Here is a 16064-nt window from a genome sequence, read left to right as displayed (position 1 = left end):
TTAGTTAGGTGAATATATTAATTAAATATTCTATTAGATTTCAATCTAATAGACAAATCATTAAATTTATCTAGGGAATATGAGTAAAAATCATAATATGCTTCACAAAAATAATTTAGATTGTTATCTTGATTTTCTCTATGACGCCTACAACCGTTTCTACATATAGAGAGATATTTACAATTCTTACATTTGATATTTATATTTGTAGAATTCTTTAAGAAGTTTATAGCAGTATTATTCATATGAATATCATCAAAAGAGTCAGCTAAGATATTGCCAATTTTATAAGTTTCGTAAGTATAAAAGTCGCAGGGATAAACTGAGCCGTCACCTTCTATAATATGTTGACATGAACAAATTCCTTTCATATCACAAGCCTCATAATCTTGGCTGAAAAATAGCCCAAGAATATTATCAAACATTCTTATACTTATATAATTATTATTAACAGCATCCTTATACCAAAGATCAAAGAGTTTTATTAAGAAGTTTTTATATTCATCTTTAGTAATAGAAAATTCACTTAGAGACAAATTTATGTTTTCTAATGGTTCTAAACAAGGTATGAACTGAAGATATCTAAAATTATTTTTCTTAAAGAAGTTATAAGTACTTTCAATTTTTTTACATAAGGTAGAAGTAACAACTGTAAGGATATTAAAATTAACATTGTATTTTTGTAATAATTTTATTCCCCTCATAGCCTTGTTGAAGGTTTCTTCATTTTTGGTAGTAAGTCTATTTAAATTATGAATGTCCTTATTACCATCAATAGATACACCAATAAGAAAATTATTTTCCTTAAAAAATTTTGCCCATTCATATGTAATTAAAGTACCATTTGTTTGAAGAGAAAATGAAAATGTAGTTTCATTCCTAAATTCATTTACATACTCAATAAGTTTCTTATAAAAATTTAAACCAATAAGTAAAGGCTCTCCTCCTTGAAAGCCTATTACACAATTTCCACCATTACAATAAATAGAGGCTTTTTGAATTATTATTTTAAGTGTATCTTCTTGTAAAAAACCATAGTCCTTAATATCTCTAGCATCTGATATAGAATGATAAAAACAATACTTGCATTTTAAATTACATTTGCTAGAAGAGGGTTTTATCATTAAGCTTAAATTTCTTTTCATTTTTTATCCTTTCATTAGCTTTTTATTAGATTTTCCTATATAGATTGGATTTAAAATAATTTATAATATGTGGGATAATGTATTTACAGGTTTACAACATTCTTTAAGGCTAACCCCATCGCTATAACCTTCTTCTCTTCCATCTAATTCTTTAATTAAACAATTTCTTAAATAGTTAATACGTTCTTGATATGAAGGATTGTTGATTAAATTATACTCTTCTCTAGGATCTTCTATTAGATTGAAATATTGTTCTTCATTTTTTTCACTATACCATATAAACTTATCTGATATAGTAACAATAAAATGATTAGATAAATTAGAATGAAAACTATGCTCACCATGTAAATATTCACGATTATTCTTTTTATCACCACAAATCTCTGGAAGTAATGAGAAACCATCTACTTCATCTGGAATCTTTATTCCTGCAAAATCTAAAATAGTAGGCATTATATCTCTAAGTTCAACAAGGGTATCACTTCTAAAAGGTGCTTTATGTTTTATATTATCACCAACATGAATTATTAAAGGAATATGGGTGCTACCTTCATATGGAAATACCTTGCGATATAAATTGTTGTCGAATAAAAGTTCACCATGGTCAGATAAAAATAAAATAATGGAATCATCATAGGTTCCGTCTTCAATTAACGATGTAATAAGTCTACCTATTTGATGATCAACATGTGTTATACATGCGTAATACCCGCACATAGCTTCATGGCGAAGTTCCTTATCCCTACAACCGTAAATTGAGTCCTTTATATTTCCGTATTTTTCTGTAAGGCTTGAATCTACCCAATCACCATTTGCTGGTTCTCTTAAGGATTTATCTCTATATATATCAAAATAATTTTTAGGAGCATCATAGGGTTGATGAGGTCGAACAAAGGAGCTCATTAAGAAAAATGGTTTTGTACGATCTCTAGTTTTTAAAAATCGAATGCTTTCATCTACTACCCAATTTGTAGGATGGAGCTTTTCTTCATAAATCCAAGGGTGAGTAATCCAAGAATTACATTCAGGACCAGTTACATTAAAATCTGCATTTTGTCCTTCTCTATCTTTTAAATAATATAAATAATCATCAGTTACTTCTTGGTGCTGATAATGTGGAATATTGATACTTCTATAGTGACCTAGATACCCATCATGTAATTTTATATTATTAAAACCACAAGATAGACGGGGAGGATCTACATGCATTTTACCAATACATTGTGTTTGATATCCATTATCAGATAATTCTTGTGCAAGCATATGATCATAATTCCATGGAAGACCATCTTCATAACCAACACGACCATGACTTTTTTGACTTTTTCCAGTAAATAATGCAACTCTAGCTGGAATGCAACTAGGACAAGCTGAATAGGCATTATCAAAATTTGCACCAGTAGCTGCTAAAGTATCTAAGTAGGGTGTTTTTACATCAGGATGTCCATTAAAAGATAAACAATCACCACGAAATTGATCACACATTAAAAGTATAATATTTGGTTTATTCACATTAATTCCTTCTTTCTTTGGAAAAAACTTTTTTTAATTGTAAATATTTATATAACAGATTATAACAAAGAAAATATTGGTAAACAATTATTTGGTGTTTAAAGATTTAAAGTTAACAATATACTTAAATTATTAGAATAATTTAAGCATATGGAAGATAAATTAAAGAATAATGCTATAAATAAATTTATCGATAACAAGATATGAATAAAACAAGACAATATAACTATAGCAAAAACGTTTACCAAGTATTACAATATAAATTGTAAGAAAACTTTTTATTTTATAAAAAACAAGAAAATTATAAAAATATAAAGGGGAAGAGATTTTATGAAAAAATTATTATGTATGTCGTTAGTAGCACTTATGACTGTAACAGCACTTACTGGATGTGGCAGTAAGGATACTTCAGGAGATGTATCAACTGATGAAGGAAAAAGAACTTTAAAAGTAGCTGCATTTGAAGGCGGAAACGGAGCTGAAATATGGAATAAACTTGCAGAAGCTTTTGAGGCAGAAAATCCGGATGTAGACGTTGAATTACAAATTTCATCAAAATTAGATGAAGAATTACGTCCTCAAATGTTAGATGGAGAATATCCAGATGTAGTTTATTACAACATAGGACAAAAGAGTGGATTCACTGAGACAATGATTAAGGAAAATGCTTTATTGGATATATCAGATGTATTTACAGGAGAATTAAAAGATAAATTAGAAGATGGATTTGCAGAAAATGCAATTACTCAACCGTATGGTGATGGAAAAACTTATCTAGCTCCAATATTCTATTCGCCAACAGGTTTGTGGTATGATGCATCTCAATTTAAAGATGGAGAAGTACCAACTACATGGGATGAAATGTGGGCATATGGAGATAAATTAAAGGCTGAAGGTAAGGCATTATTTACTTATCCTCAATCAGGATATTTTGATGGAACTTTATTTGCAATGTTATATCAAGCTGGTGGTGCAGATTATTATAAAAAGGCATTAGAATATGATGCTAATACTTGGAACTCTAAAGAAGGACAACTTGTAATAGACACAGTTTCTAAATTAGCAAGTTATACTTGGGATGCAACAGTAGCAAATGCAAATAGTGATGGTGGATTCAAGAGGAATCAACAAGCAGTAATAGATGGACAAGCAGCATTTATGCCTAATGGTAACTGGGTAGTTGGAGAAATGTCAGAATCAACTCCAGAAGGTTTCGAATGGGGATTCATGCCATTGCCAGCATATGAAGAAGGTGGAGATCGTTATGCTTACACATACTTTGAACAAGTATGGGTACCAAAGGATGCTAAAAACACTGATGACGCAAAAGAGTTTATTAAATTCTTATATTCAGATAAAGCAGTTGATCTTATGCTAAATAATGAAGTTGCAAATAAAGATGGAGAAATGGTTAAAACTCCAGTTATTCAACCAGTTAAGGGAATCGTAGATAAACTTGATGGTAATTTAAAACTATTCTATGGTATATATGAACAAGAAGGTGTATTACCTGCATTAGGTAATTGGGCTACAACAGATACAATTGAAGGATTAGATTTTAAGAAAGCTGTATATGGAGCAATAGATTCATTAGTTGATGGTTCAATGACTGCTGAACAATGGAAAGATCAATTAAACGATACTTTTGAAAAATGTAAAGCAGCACTACAATAGTTTAAGAAACTAGTTAATAGTCAAACGGTGAGTTATTATAACTCACCGTTTGACTTAAAAAGGGGGGAGAGTAGATGAATAAAAAAAAGTCACAGAAGAGATTTATATTTGCTTGTATGGCACCAGCTGTAATTCTTGTAACAATATTTATGGTAATACCTACATTTAATGTATTTAGAATGTCATTATATAAGTGGGGAGGTCTTTCCAATAATAAAACATTTCAATGGTTTGAAAATTTTAAGATTTTAAGTAAAGACCAAAATTTCTTACAATCAATTCAAAATTCAATCCTAATTATCACACTTGTAACAATTATTACTCTCGTTATTGCGGTGTTTTTTGCAGCAGTATTATCTAAGGAAAATGTTAAAGGTAAAAATTTTTTTAGGGTAATATTTTATATACCTAATATTTTAAGTGTCGTAGTTATTTCAGCTATTTTTGGAGCAATTTATGATCCACAAGCGGGTTTGTTAAATAGTATACTAGGATTTTTAAATTTAGATAACTTAAAGAAGATGTGGATGGGGGATCCTAACGTAGTAATATATTCATTAATATTCGCCTTAATATGGCAAGCTATCGGATATTATATGGTTATGTATATGGCAAGTATGGCTTCAATTCCAGAGAGTTTCTATGAAGCTGCAGGTTTAGATGGAGCAGGAAAAGTGAAACAATTTTTCACAATTACATTACCTCTTATTTGGGATAATATTCGTACCACTTTAACATTCTTTGTTATTAGTACAGTTAATCTAAGTTTCTTAATGGTTCAAATTATGACAAGTGGAGGACCTAATGGCCAAACAGAAGTATTTTTAAGTTATATGTATAAACAAGCATATACGTCTTCAGCTTATGGTTATGGAATGGCAATTGGAGTAGTTGTATTCTTATTCTCATTCATTTTATCAGCAGTGATTAATAAAATTACTGAACGTGAAGTGTTAGAGTTCTAGGAGGGAAGATATGAAAGATATGAAAAATTCAAAATCAAATAGTAGTAGAAGTTTATATAAAATATTCATCTATATAGCCCTAATTATTCTAGCAGTTTCAATTATTGTACCAGTTGCTTGGGTATTTATGGCCAGCCTTAAGTCTAATGCAGAGTTTGTTGGAAAAGATGTTAATCCATTTGCATTTCCTAAAAAATTAATTTGGGAAAACTTTAGTATTGCATTTGGAAAGGCAAAAATGGGAGAGTATTTATTAAATTCTGTAATTGTTACAGCGTTAGCTCTTGTAATTTTATTATTAGTGGCATTACCAGCATCTTATTGTTTAGCTAGATTTCAATTTAAAGGTAGAAAGTTTATAAATGCAGGATTTATGGCAGGATTATTTGTTAATGTTAATTACATAGTAGTGCCAATATTTTTAATGCTAAGCTCTGCAAATAGGTTGCTTGGTGTCAAAATTTTTCTGAACAATCGTTTAGTTTTAGCAATAGTTTATGCGGCAACAAGTTTACCATTTACAATTTATTTATTAAGCGGATATTTTAAAACATTACCTAAGGCTTATGAGGAAGCAGCGTTAATAGATGGTTGTGGGTATTTTAAAACAATGATAAAAATCATGATACCAATGGCTAGACCAAGTATTATTACAGTAATATTATTTAACTTTTTATCTTTTTGGAATGAATATATCATCTCATTTACGTTAATGACAACAACAAATAAAACTTTACCAGTTGGACTACAAAACTTAATGGCAGTTGAAAAGACAGCTACAAATTATGGAGTTATGTATGCTGGATTAGTAATTGTAATGGTGCCAACATTAATTTTATATATTTTAGTTCAAAAGAAACTTACACAAGGTATGAGCCTTGGTGGATTAAAAGATTAAGGAGGATCAATAATGGCAAAGACTAGAGGTAGAGTTACATTACCGAGTGAGAGCAACTTTCTTCAGGAAACAAAGGAATTATTATCAAGATGGGGAGCGGATGCTATTCGTGATAGTGATGGTACTAAGCTTAGTGATGATATAAAAAAATTAGATGCAAAAATTTATACAACATACTTTGTTGCACGTGGACACAATGATTTTGCTGAAAAACATATGGATGAATGTCAGCAAATTTATTTAATGAGTGAATATACATTGGCAACATCTAAAGTTACAGAAATAGAATTTTTATCTTGTTATTATGATCAACAGATAAAGGCAGATTATAATCATGATCCAAAAGAATGGTGGGAAGTCATAGATAGAACAACTAATAAGATTGTTTCTACTGAAAATTGGGAATATGATAAGGAAAATAATATAGTTAAAATAGATAATTGTGAAAAATTCCATGAGTACACAGTATCTTTTCTAGCATATATATTATGGGATCCAACACAAATGTATAATCATATTACAAATAATTGGGGTGATGTACCTCATGATATCCCTTTTGATGTAAGAAAGCCTAATTCAAGAAAGTTTGCTTTTGAATATTTAAAACAATGGTTAAAGGATAATCCTGATACAGATGTGGTACGTTTTACAACATTTTTCTACCATTTTACACTAATCTTTAATAATCTAGCAAAAGAAAAATTTGTTGACTGGTGTGGGTATGGAGCTAGTGTTTCTACAGAAGCAATTTTAGCATTTGAAGAAGAATATAAATATAAATTGCGTCCAGAAGTATTTGTACAAAATGGGTATTATAATTCAACTTTTTGCGTTCCAACAAAGGAATATGAAGATTATATAAATTTCCAACAAAGGTTTGTAGCTGAAACAGCAAAAGAGTTAGTTAAATTGACTCATGAGGCAGGTAAGGAAGCTATGATGTTTCTTGGAGATAACTGGATAGGGACTGAGCCATATGGAAAGTATTTTCCTGAGATTGGGTTAGATGCTGTTGTAGGAAGTGTTGGAGGAGGATCTACTCTTCGTTTAATATCTGATATTCCTGGCGTAAAATATCATGAAGGAAGATTTTTACCATATTTCTTCCCAGATACTTTCTATGAAGGAAATGATCCAACAATAGAAGCTATTGATAATTGGCTAAGTGCAAGACGTGCTATTATGAGAAAGCCAATCGATCGTATAGGATATGGGGGATATCCAAGCTTAGCATATAAATTCCCTAAATTTGTTGATTATATAGAAAAAACTTGTGATGAGTTTAGAGAAATTTATGATAATATAAAGGGAGTAGAACCATACTGTGGATTAAAAGTAGCTATTTTAAATAGTTGGGGAAAATTAAGAAGTTGGCATCCTTACATGGTTGCTCATGCTTTATATTGTAAGCAAATTTATTCTTATAATGGAATGTTAGATTCATTGAGTGGAGCTAGTGTGGATGTAACATTTATAAGTTTTGATGATATAAAAGAAAATGGAATTCCAGAAGATGTTGATGTAATAATAAATGCTGGAGATGCTAATACTGCATTTTCTGGTGGAGATGTTTGGAAAGATCCTAACTTTGTTGCAGCAATACGTGAATGGATTTATAATGGTGGAGGTTTTGTTGGAATTGGTGAGCCGACAGCAGTTGAAAATGGTGGCCACTTCTTCCAATTAGCAGATGCTTTTGGTGTGGATAAAGAGTTAGGATTTACTTTACATACTGATAAGTATTTCCATGATGAAGTCGAAAATCATTTTATTAAAGAGGATATAGTGGAAGACTTTAATTTTGGTGAAGGAATGAAAAATATCTATGCAACAAAGGAATCAACTCAAATAATTTCATATAGCAATGGTGAAGTAAATCTTTCAAGTAATGATTATGGAAAAGGAAGATGCGTCTATATAGCAGGGCTTCCATATTCAGAACAAAATACACGTTTATTAATGAGAGCTTTATATTATTCTGCTAATAAAGAGAATGAGTTTAAGAAGTGGTATGCAGATAATTTATATTGTGAAGTACATGCATATCCAAGTATAAATAAATATGCAATATTAAATAATACAAACAAAGAGCAAGTTACTAATGTCTATGATGGTAATGGTAATATGGTCAGTGTTACTTTAGAACCTGGTGAAATTAGATGGATGGTGATGTAATAATGAATAAAACAATGAAAATAGTTATTAATATTATCGCCTTTATAGTATTCTTATCAATGATTATTGTAGGGCAAAAGAATATAGGAATACCAGGGCTATGTACAATGCTAGTTGGATTAATAGGGCTTCTTACACAGTTATTTTTATATAATAAAAAGAATAAGTAATTAAATAAATGCCTTTAAAAAATAAGAAAGAGATTCCTATAGAAATAACATAAAATATATTTTTATAGGATTTCTTTTTTTATAATAGATATTATTAAAAGGCTGTAAAATATGGGGGGATGTGTGTGCTTGAAGAATTTATATCAAATATAATTTTTTTAACAGTTAGTTTTTCAGCCTCATTAATTGGATCCATATGCGGAATTGGAGGAGGAATAATAATAAAGCCAATTTTAGATACTGTTGGGATAATGTCAGTATCATCTATAAGCTTTTTATCAGGGTGTACAGTATTAGCTATGTCTATAATTTCAGTATATAAGAATATGAAAAATAGTATAAATAGAAATTTGAATTATAAAATATCAACATTACTAGGAGTTGGAGCAGCTATAGGGGGGATACTAGGAAATAGAATATTCCAGAATTTAAAATTATTATTTAATAATGATAATAAGGTAGGAGCCATACAAGCTTTTATACTTGTTATTATTACTGTTGCAACATTAATATATGTTAAAAATACAGATAAGATAGAAACTATAGACATTAAAAACTCATATTTATGCATTTTAATTGGACTTGTTTTAGGATTAATTTCAGCGTTTTTGGGAATAGGTGGAGGGCCTATAAACTTAGTTCTTTTATCGTATTTTTTTTCAATGGAAACAAAAGTTGCTGCAGCTAATTCAATATATATAATAATGTTTTCTCAAATTACTAGCTTCTTAAGTACTTTAATAACTAGGAATGTTCCAGAATTTAATATAGACACATTAATTATTATGGTTTTAGGTGGAATTATTGGGGGATTGCTTGGTAGCAAAATAAATAGAAATATATCAACTAAGAAAGTGGATAATATATTTATGTATTTAATATTGATTATTATTTCAATAAATATATATAATTTTTTAAAATTTTCTATATGATAATATATAAGAAAAATGATGTATAAGTATTAATTTCTAATTATGCTTATACATTATTTTTCACTCTTAGAAAGTTATAAGAATACTACCCTGTAATAGCTTTTTATAATTTTATATGACAATATCCGTTTGGGTTTTTCTTTAAATATTTTTGGTGATATTCTTCAGCTTTATAATAATTGGTTAATGGAACAACTTCAGTAACTATTTTTTTATCGTAATTCTTTTGACTTTCTTCTTTACTTTTAAATATAGTTTCTAAGTCATTATCATTTAAGTAATATATTCCTGTCCTATATTGACTTCCTACATCAGGACCTTGTCTGTTTAGAACAGTGGGATCAATTATTGACCAATATTCTTTTAGTAAATTTTCCAAGGACAGAACTTTTTCATCATATTCAACTAAACAAGCTTCAGCAAAATAAGTGTTCTTATAGCACACATCTTCATATGTTGGATTCTCTGTTCGTCCATTTGCATATCCAACTTCAGTATATATAACTCCATTTATTCTAGATAGGAACTCTTCAACTCCCCAGAAACATCCTCCAGCTAAAACTATTTTCTTCATTATTATCACTCTCCTTTATATAATAGATTATTTAACTTATATTATACATCTAAAATAATCATTAAACATATTTATTTAAAGAAAAGTATATAGTAATTAACTTTGAAAATTCAACTCATGGTGGAATTATCTTATTTGTATTTTTTTATTTCATTAATTAATTTTTTTCAGTAATTATATTTATATTATCGATATTTTCATAATCTTTAGAAATATCCTTCCAATTTAAATTAATTACACATATAATAGTAATAAATAACATTGAACTTATGCATATAATTTTTATAAATTTCTTTAATTTTTTACTTTTTTTAAATAGCTTTGAAATAATCAGTATAGCTCCTTAATAATTGATAACACTAAAATATATTAGTTATTTTATAAATTAATGTAAGTTATAGATTTTTATATATTTAAATTAATTAGTGAAAGATAATATTGTGCAAATACTAGTTTTGTAGATATAATATAAAAGTGATAGTAAACATATTCATCTTAGGAGATTATATTATGAATGAAATTAAAGAAGTAACTATAGAGCTTGTTAAGGGAAGTCTTAATGACTATATAATTAAGGATAAAGATAATATCCTTATTGGAAGGTTTACTATAGTTGAATTGGATAAAAAAAATAAAAAATGTAATCTTAAACTAAAGTTCTTTAAAGATAATAAGCAAAATTTATTAAGGGAAACAGTAATAAGTATATTAAGAGCAGTTTTTAAGGACAATACTATATATAAAGCTAATATTTTGGTAGATGAAAATATTAATTATAAGGTATTTTTAGATTTAGGATTTACTTTAGAAGGTATATTCACTGAAAATATTTTCTTAAATGGAGTTTTTTTTGATGAGTTAAGCTTTGGAATAAATAGAAGCGAATTTAACAATAAGCAAAGGAACTATATTATAAAATTAAAAGGTGAGAATATAACATTAAAGAGTTTTACACCAGATTGTACAGAGGAATTATTAGATTATTATAATAGGAATAAAGAGCATTTGTGTAATTATGAGCCTACAAGAGATAATAGCTTTTACACATATGAAACTCAGAAAGACTTAATCCTTGAAAGTTATAAGAATCTTATGAGCGGGACAGGCGTTGATTTAGGTATTTATAAAGATAATTATTTAATTGGTAAGATAAAAATATCTAATGTGGTTTATGGAGTTTTTAAAAGTGGAATTGTGGGATATTCTATGGATAAAGATTATCAAGGCAAAGGTTATATGCAAGAAGCTTTAAATTTGGTGTTGAAATATGCAGAAGAGGAACTAGAACTTCATAGGTTAGAAGCTTCTGTTTTAACTGATAATGAAAGATCTAGGGCAGTTCTTTTAAAGTGTGGATTTAAAGAGATCGGATTAAACGAAAAGTATTTATTTATTAATGGTGGGTGGAAAGATCATATTACTTTTTATAGGATATTAGAAAGGAACTAATATTATTATAGAAAAAGGTAGGGAGATATTGTGGAAAAAATAATATTAAATAATAATGCTAAAGTTATAAAATCTTTTAATAATAATATTCTGCTTGTAATGGAAAATGGAAAAGAAAAGATTTTATTTAATAAGGGAATAGGTTTTGGGAAAAGACCAGGAGATATTGTAGAAAAAGGCATAGTAGTAGAAAAGATATTCGTAATAGAAGATAAGGATAATCAAAGAAACTTTAATGAAATATTAAATAGAGTTGATACAAAATTAATAGCATTAGTAGAGGAAGTTATAGCTGAAATAACAGATGAATTAGGAGAAGAATTAAATGAAAACATCCATGTAGGTTTAATAGATCATTTATTTTATGCTATAAGGAGACTAAAAGATAATGAAGAAATTCAAAATCCTTTTTTAGTAGAAATTGAGACACTTTATGGAAGGGAATTTAGTATGGCTTGTAGATTAGCTACAAGAATAAAGGATGAATTAGGAGTTGAAATTCCAGAGGGTGAAAAGGGTTTTATATCTCTACATATACATTCTGCTAGAAATAATGGAAAATTGTCTAATACAATTAAATATAGTTTTCTAAGCAATTCTATAGTAGAGCATGTAGAAGATAGACTAAAAATTGAAATAGATAGAAAGTCGTTAGATTATGCAAGGTTTTTAACACATATAAGATTTGCAATTGAAAGAATAATGACAGATGCACCTATAAAAAATGACTTAGTAGATGTAATAAAAATGAAATATAGATTATCTTATGAGATAGCTTGGGAGACTAAAAGTATAATTTGTAAAGTTCTTAATATTGAGAGTGTATCTGAAGATGAGGTAGCTTATTTAGCAATGCATATAGAAAGATTTAGAGTATCCATAGAAAATAATAAGTAAAAAAAACAGCCCTTTATGGCTGTTTTTTAGTCGAGCAATTCTATTAAACTTCAAAATTAACTACAACAGTTTTTCCTGCAACAACATCTCCACTTTCAACTGGAGTGATAGATTTAGCTGCATCAACATTAGTTATTAAAACTGGAGTTGCTAGAGATAAACCTTTATTTAATATAACATTTCTGTCTACTTTTATTAAAGGAGTACCAGCTTTTACTCTTGTTCCTTGTTCAACTAATTGTTCAAAGCCTTCTCCTTCAAGAGAAACAGTTTCTAAACCAATGTGAATAAGTAATTCTAATCCATTGTCTAGTGTCATAGCAACTGCATGCTTTGTTTTAAAAACAAGAGTTACTTCTCCATCAGCAGGAGCAACTACTGTATCTCCTTCAGCTAATATAGCCATTCCATCTCCAGCTAATTTTTCAGCAAAAACTGGATCAGGTACTTCTGATAAAGGCATTGCTTTACCTGAAATAGGAGCAAGAAGTGCATTTACATGAGAAGGTGTATTTACAGTTTCTTGACTATTTGAATCTGAATTAAATAAATTTTTTAAAAACTTAAACATAGTATTTCCTGAATAATCAGGAATCCACATCCTTTCTATTAATAATTTTTAAATATACTATTTAGATACTTATAGTATTTATTAATATAATGCAATAAATACATAAATGTAATGTGTATTCTGATTAAAAACAAAAGGCATAAGTCCTATTATTATTAATTGGACTCATGCCTGATTAAACAGTAACACGTCTAGTATGATTATATATATACTTATTAATAATTGTCAATAAATTAGTGGAAAAAAGAAGCTAAAATTACTAAATTTTAATTATAATAAAATAAGATTTTTTAAAATTTTTTCGAAAAAATGTTGAAAACAATAACATAAGATGATATAATTATGATTGTAAATTAAATACAAGTACAAATTTAGGCGTGTTATCAAATTAGTGAGCATGAGCCGAAGAGGATTTATATTATAATATCCTTTTCGGCTTTTTTATTTTTATGGAATTATATGTGTAAATGCTTAAATTTGTATAATAAATTTTAAGGAGGAATTATTATTATGATGAAGTATCTTCAAAGACTAGGAAAATCATTGATGCTTCCAGTTGCAGCCCTTCCAGTTGCAAGTATTTTAATGGGAATAGGTTATTGGATTGACCCTACAGGATGGGGAGCTAATAATATAGGGGCAGCTTTCTTAATTAAGGCTGGAGGAGCATTAATAGATAATATGGCTATCTTATTTGCCATAGGTGTAGCAGTTGGGATGTCAGATGATAATGATGGAGCATCAGGACTTGCAGGTTTAGTTTCATGGCTTATGATTACAACGTTATTAAGCCCAGCAGTTGTTGCTATGTTTAAAGGAATAGATGTTGCAGAAGTTCCAGCAGCATTTAGTAAAATTCAAACTCAATTTATTGGTATAGTTGCAGGTTTAATAGGAGCATCTTGCTATAACAAATTTAAGGGAACAAAATTACCAGATGCTTTAGGATTCTTCAGTGGTAAGAGATCAGTTGCTATAATGACAGCTTTAGCTTCATTGGTTGCAGCATTAATATTATTCTTTATATGGCCAGTAGTTTATGGAGCTTTAGTATCATTTGGTGAAGCAATTATTTCTACAGGTGCAATTGGAGCAGGTATCTATGGATTCTTTAATAGATTATTAATCCCAACAGGATTACATCATGCACTTAACTCAGTATTCTGGTTTGATGTTGCAGGTATTAACGATATAGCTAATTTCTGGGGAACTTTAGGTAACGGAGTATATGGAGAAACTGGTATGTATATGACAGGTTTCTTCCCAGTTATGATGTTTGGGTTACCAGCAGGAGCATTAGCTATGTATCATACAGCTAAAGATAATAAGAAAAAAGCTGTATATGGATTATTATTAGCAGCTGGATTATCTTCATTCTTTACAGGAGTTACAGAACCATTAGAATTTGCATTTATGTTCCTAGCACCAGGACTATATGTAGCACATGCTGCTTTAACAGGTATATCTTTAGCCGTTTGTGCAATGTTACCAGTAAGATCTGGATTTAACTTCAGTGCTGGTTTTGTTGATTGGATCTTAAGTTTTAAAGCACCAATGGCTGAAAATCCATTATGGTTAATACCAATTGGATTAGTATTTGCAGCTATCTATTATTTAGTGTTTAGATTTATTATTACTAAATTCAATTTAAAGACTCCAGGTAGAGAAGATGATGACGAAGAATTCACAGATAATACAGCAGTTTCTGGAGATATGAATGATTTAGCTAAAGCTTATATTGAAGCTTTAGGTGGAAAAGCTAATATCATAACAGTAGATAACTGTGTTACAAGATTAAGACTTAATGTTAAAGATAACTCAATTATTACAGATAAAAAATTAACAGCATTAGGAGCTAGAGGTGTTATAAGACCAGGAAAAGGTAGTGTACAAGTTATAGTTGGAACAAATGTACAATTTGTTGCAGATGCTGTAAAGGCTCAATTAAAAAAATAGTATAATATTAAAGAAGATGAAGGTGTTAATGCCTTCATCTTTTATTGTATTTAGAAAACCCCGCGTTAGACGTGGGGTTCTAAAGAGCTTAAAGCTATGGTGATAATAAAAAACTCCTTCTGATATAATAAAGATGCGGTCTGGCAACTGCACTTTAATATCAGAAGGAGGACATTCAAAATGAATGATGTACATAGTTTATCACATACAAAATGGAACTGCAAATACCATATTGTATTTGCGCCGAAATATAGAAGAAAAATATTCTATGAAGAAAAAAGACTAGAAGTAGGAGCAATACTTAGAAAATTATGTGAATGGAAAGGCGTAAATATAGTAGAAGCTGAAGTTTGCATAGATCATGTTCATATGTTGGTAGAAATACCGCCTAAAATGAGTGTATCTAGTTTTATGGGATATCTTAAGGGAAAAAGTAGTCTTATGATATTTGAAAAATGGGGTAATATGAAATATAAATATAGAAATAGAGAGTTTTGGTGTAGAGGATATTACGTTGACACCGTAGGAAAAAATACTAAAAAAATAAAAGAATATATATCTAACCAATTGCAAGAGGATAAATTATCAGAGCAACTTACAATGGAATATTTAGACCCGTTTACGGGTAGCAAATAGAAAAAATGCATGTGCCAGACTGAGTGTACGCCTTTAGGCGATGCCAGTAATAAAGGGCTAGGCCCGAAAATGCAAAACCACCAGCTGAGCTGGTGGATTTTTATTTATATGTAAGAATAAATAAGTTAACTTAGCCAGGTGTATCAATGTAAGTAAAATGTTGAAAAATAACGAAAATAGTAGTATTATAAGGCTATTTTTACTAAAATAATAAATTAATTTCAAATGATTATCAGAATAAGTGTTAAGATAAGTCTCGTTCCCAAGAGAAATAACAAATAAGGGACAACTTACTAAGAAAAAAGATTTTAAAAGTCAAATAAAAAGTGTTGACAAATAAATCTTAAAGTAGTAAACTAAAACAGTCGCTTGAGGGCGATGAAGAAAAATGGTCTTTGAAAATTGAACAGAATATAAGTTAAGTATAAAATAAACCAGCAATTCTTTTAAGTCTTAAAATTAAGACTCAAGGTAATTTGAGCAAAAGATTAAACTTTTTATTGAGAGTTT

Annotated in this window: 14 protein-coding genes; 10 read left to right on the top strand and 4 right to left on the bottom strand. The window is 29.0% G+C overall.

The features are described 5' to 3' along the window. Positions 1–17: 17 nt before the first annotated feature. Both ACQPVP_RS12115 and ACQPVP_RS12110 read right to left on the bottom strand, forming a co-directional pair. Positions 18–1145 carry an anaerobic sulfatase maturase gene (locus ACQPVP_RS12115; protein ID WP_430850280.1) on the bottom strand — a complete coding sequence of 376 codons (1128 nt, stop codon included), beginning with the start codon at positions 1143–1145 and terminating at the stop codon, positions 18–20. 60 nt (positions 1146–1205) lie between these two features. After that, a complete protein-coding gene (locus ACQPVP_RS12110; RefSeq protein WP_430850278.1) occupies positions 1206–2657 on the bottom strand; it encodes an arylsulfatase in 1452 nt (483 codons plus the stop codon). Positions 2658–2987: 330 nt separating this feature from the next. On the opposite strand from ACQPVP_RS12110, the gene ACQPVP_RS12105 reads away from it, so the two are divergent. The 6 genes from ACQPVP_RS12105 (at position 2988) to ACQPVP_RS12080 (ending at position 9471) form a co-directional block, all read left to right on the top strand. Continuing rightward, positions 2988–4331, top strand: a complete 1344-nt coding sequence (locus ACQPVP_RS12105; RefSeq protein WP_430850276.1) for a carbohydrate ABC transporter substrate-binding protein — start codon at positions 2988–2990, stop codon at positions 4329–4331. A 74-nt stretch (positions 4332–4405) separates the two neighbouring features. Further along, positions 4406–5296, top strand: a complete 891-nt coding sequence (locus ACQPVP_RS12100; protein WP_430850274.1) for a carbohydrate ABC transporter permease — start codon at positions 4406–4408, stop codon at positions 5294–5296. Between the two features lie 19 nt (positions 5297–5315). After that, on the top strand, positions 5316–6194 hold the full coding sequence (locus ACQPVP_RS12095) for a carbohydrate ABC transporter permease (protein ID WP_430850460.1): 879 nt from the start codon (positions 5316–5318) through the stop codon (positions 6192–6194). 12 nt (positions 6195–6206) lie between these two features. Then, positions 6207–8369: a 1,3-beta-galactosyl-N-acetylhexosamine phosphorylase gene (gnpA, locus tag ACQPVP_RS12090; protein ID WP_430850272.1), complete on the top strand. Its 2163-nt coding sequence runs from the start codon at positions 6207–6209 to the stop codon at positions 8367–8369. 2 nt (positions 8370–8371) lie between these two features. Continuing rightward, on the top strand, positions 8372–8539 hold the full coding sequence (locus ACQPVP_RS12085; protein ID WP_430850270.1) for a DUF6903 family protein: 168 nt from the start codon (positions 8372–8374) through the stop codon (positions 8537–8539). A 125-nt stretch (positions 8540–8664) separates the two neighbouring features. Then, the gene (locus ACQPVP_RS12080; protein ID WP_430850268.1) at positions 8665–9471 is read left to right on the top strand and encodes a sulfite exporter TauE/SafE family protein; all 807 of its coding nucleotides are present in this window, start codon (positions 8665–8667) and stop codon (positions 9469–9471) included. Positions 9472–9574: 103 nt separating this feature from the next. On the opposite strand, the gene msrA is transcribed toward ACQPVP_RS12080, so the two are convergent. After that, positions 9575–10045, bottom strand: a complete 471-nt coding sequence (msrA, locus tag ACQPVP_RS12075) for a peptide-methionine (S)-S-oxide reductase MsrA (protein WP_430850266.1) — start codon at positions 10043–10045, stop codon at positions 9575–9577. A 510-nt stretch (positions 10046–10555) separates the two neighbouring features. Here msrA and ACQPVP_RS12070 point away from each other — a divergent pair. Both ACQPVP_RS12070 and glcT read left to right on the top strand, forming a co-directional pair. Continuing rightward, positions 10556–11494: a GNAT family N-acetyltransferase gene (locus tag ACQPVP_RS12070; RefSeq protein WP_430850264.1), complete on the top strand. Its 939-nt coding sequence runs from the start codon at positions 10556–10558 to the stop codon at positions 11492–11494. A gap of 30 nt (positions 11495–11524) precedes the next feature. Next, the gene (glcT, locus tag ACQPVP_RS12065; protein ID WP_430850262.1) at positions 11525–12391 is read left to right on the top strand and encodes a glucose PTS transporter transcription antiterminator GlcT; all 867 of its coding nucleotides are present in this window, start codon (positions 11525–11527) and stop codon (positions 12389–12391) included. Between the two features lie 43 nt (positions 12392–12434). On the opposite strand, the gene ACQPVP_RS12060 is transcribed toward glcT, so the two are convergent. Then, positions 12435–12962: a PTS sugar transporter subunit IIA gene (locus tag ACQPVP_RS12060; RefSeq protein WP_430850260.1), complete on the bottom strand. Its 528-nt coding sequence runs from the start codon at positions 12960–12962 to the stop codon at positions 12435–12437. Positions 12963–13472: 510 nt separating this feature from the next. Between ACQPVP_RS12060 and nagE the strand changes: the two genes are divergently transcribed. Together nagE and tnpA are read left to right on the top strand one after the other, a co-directional pair. Continuing rightward, the gene (nagE, locus tag ACQPVP_RS12055) at positions 13473–14918 is read left to right on the top strand and encodes an N-acetylglucosamine-specific PTS transporter subunit IIBC (RefSeq protein ID WP_430850258.1); all 1446 of its coding nucleotides are present in this window, start codon (positions 13473–13475) and stop codon (positions 14916–14918) included. A 180-nt stretch (positions 14919–15098) separates the two neighbouring features. Further along, positions 15099–15554 carry an IS200/IS605 family transposase gene (tnpA, locus tag ACQPVP_RS12050; RefSeq protein ID WP_430850257.1) on the top strand — a complete coding sequence of 152 codons (456 nt, stop codon included), beginning with the start codon at positions 15099–15101 and terminating at the stop codon, positions 15552–15554. Positions 15555–16064 lie beyond the last annotated feature (510 nt).

Source organism: Clostridium nigeriense (assembly GCF_050585265.1).
Lineage (GTDB): Bacteria > Bacillota > Clostridia > Clostridiales > Clostridiaceae > Clostridium > Clostridium nigeriense_B.
The sequence above is the reverse complement of the archived record's forward strand: the minus strand, read 5'-3'. Positions and strand labels throughout refer to the sequence as shown.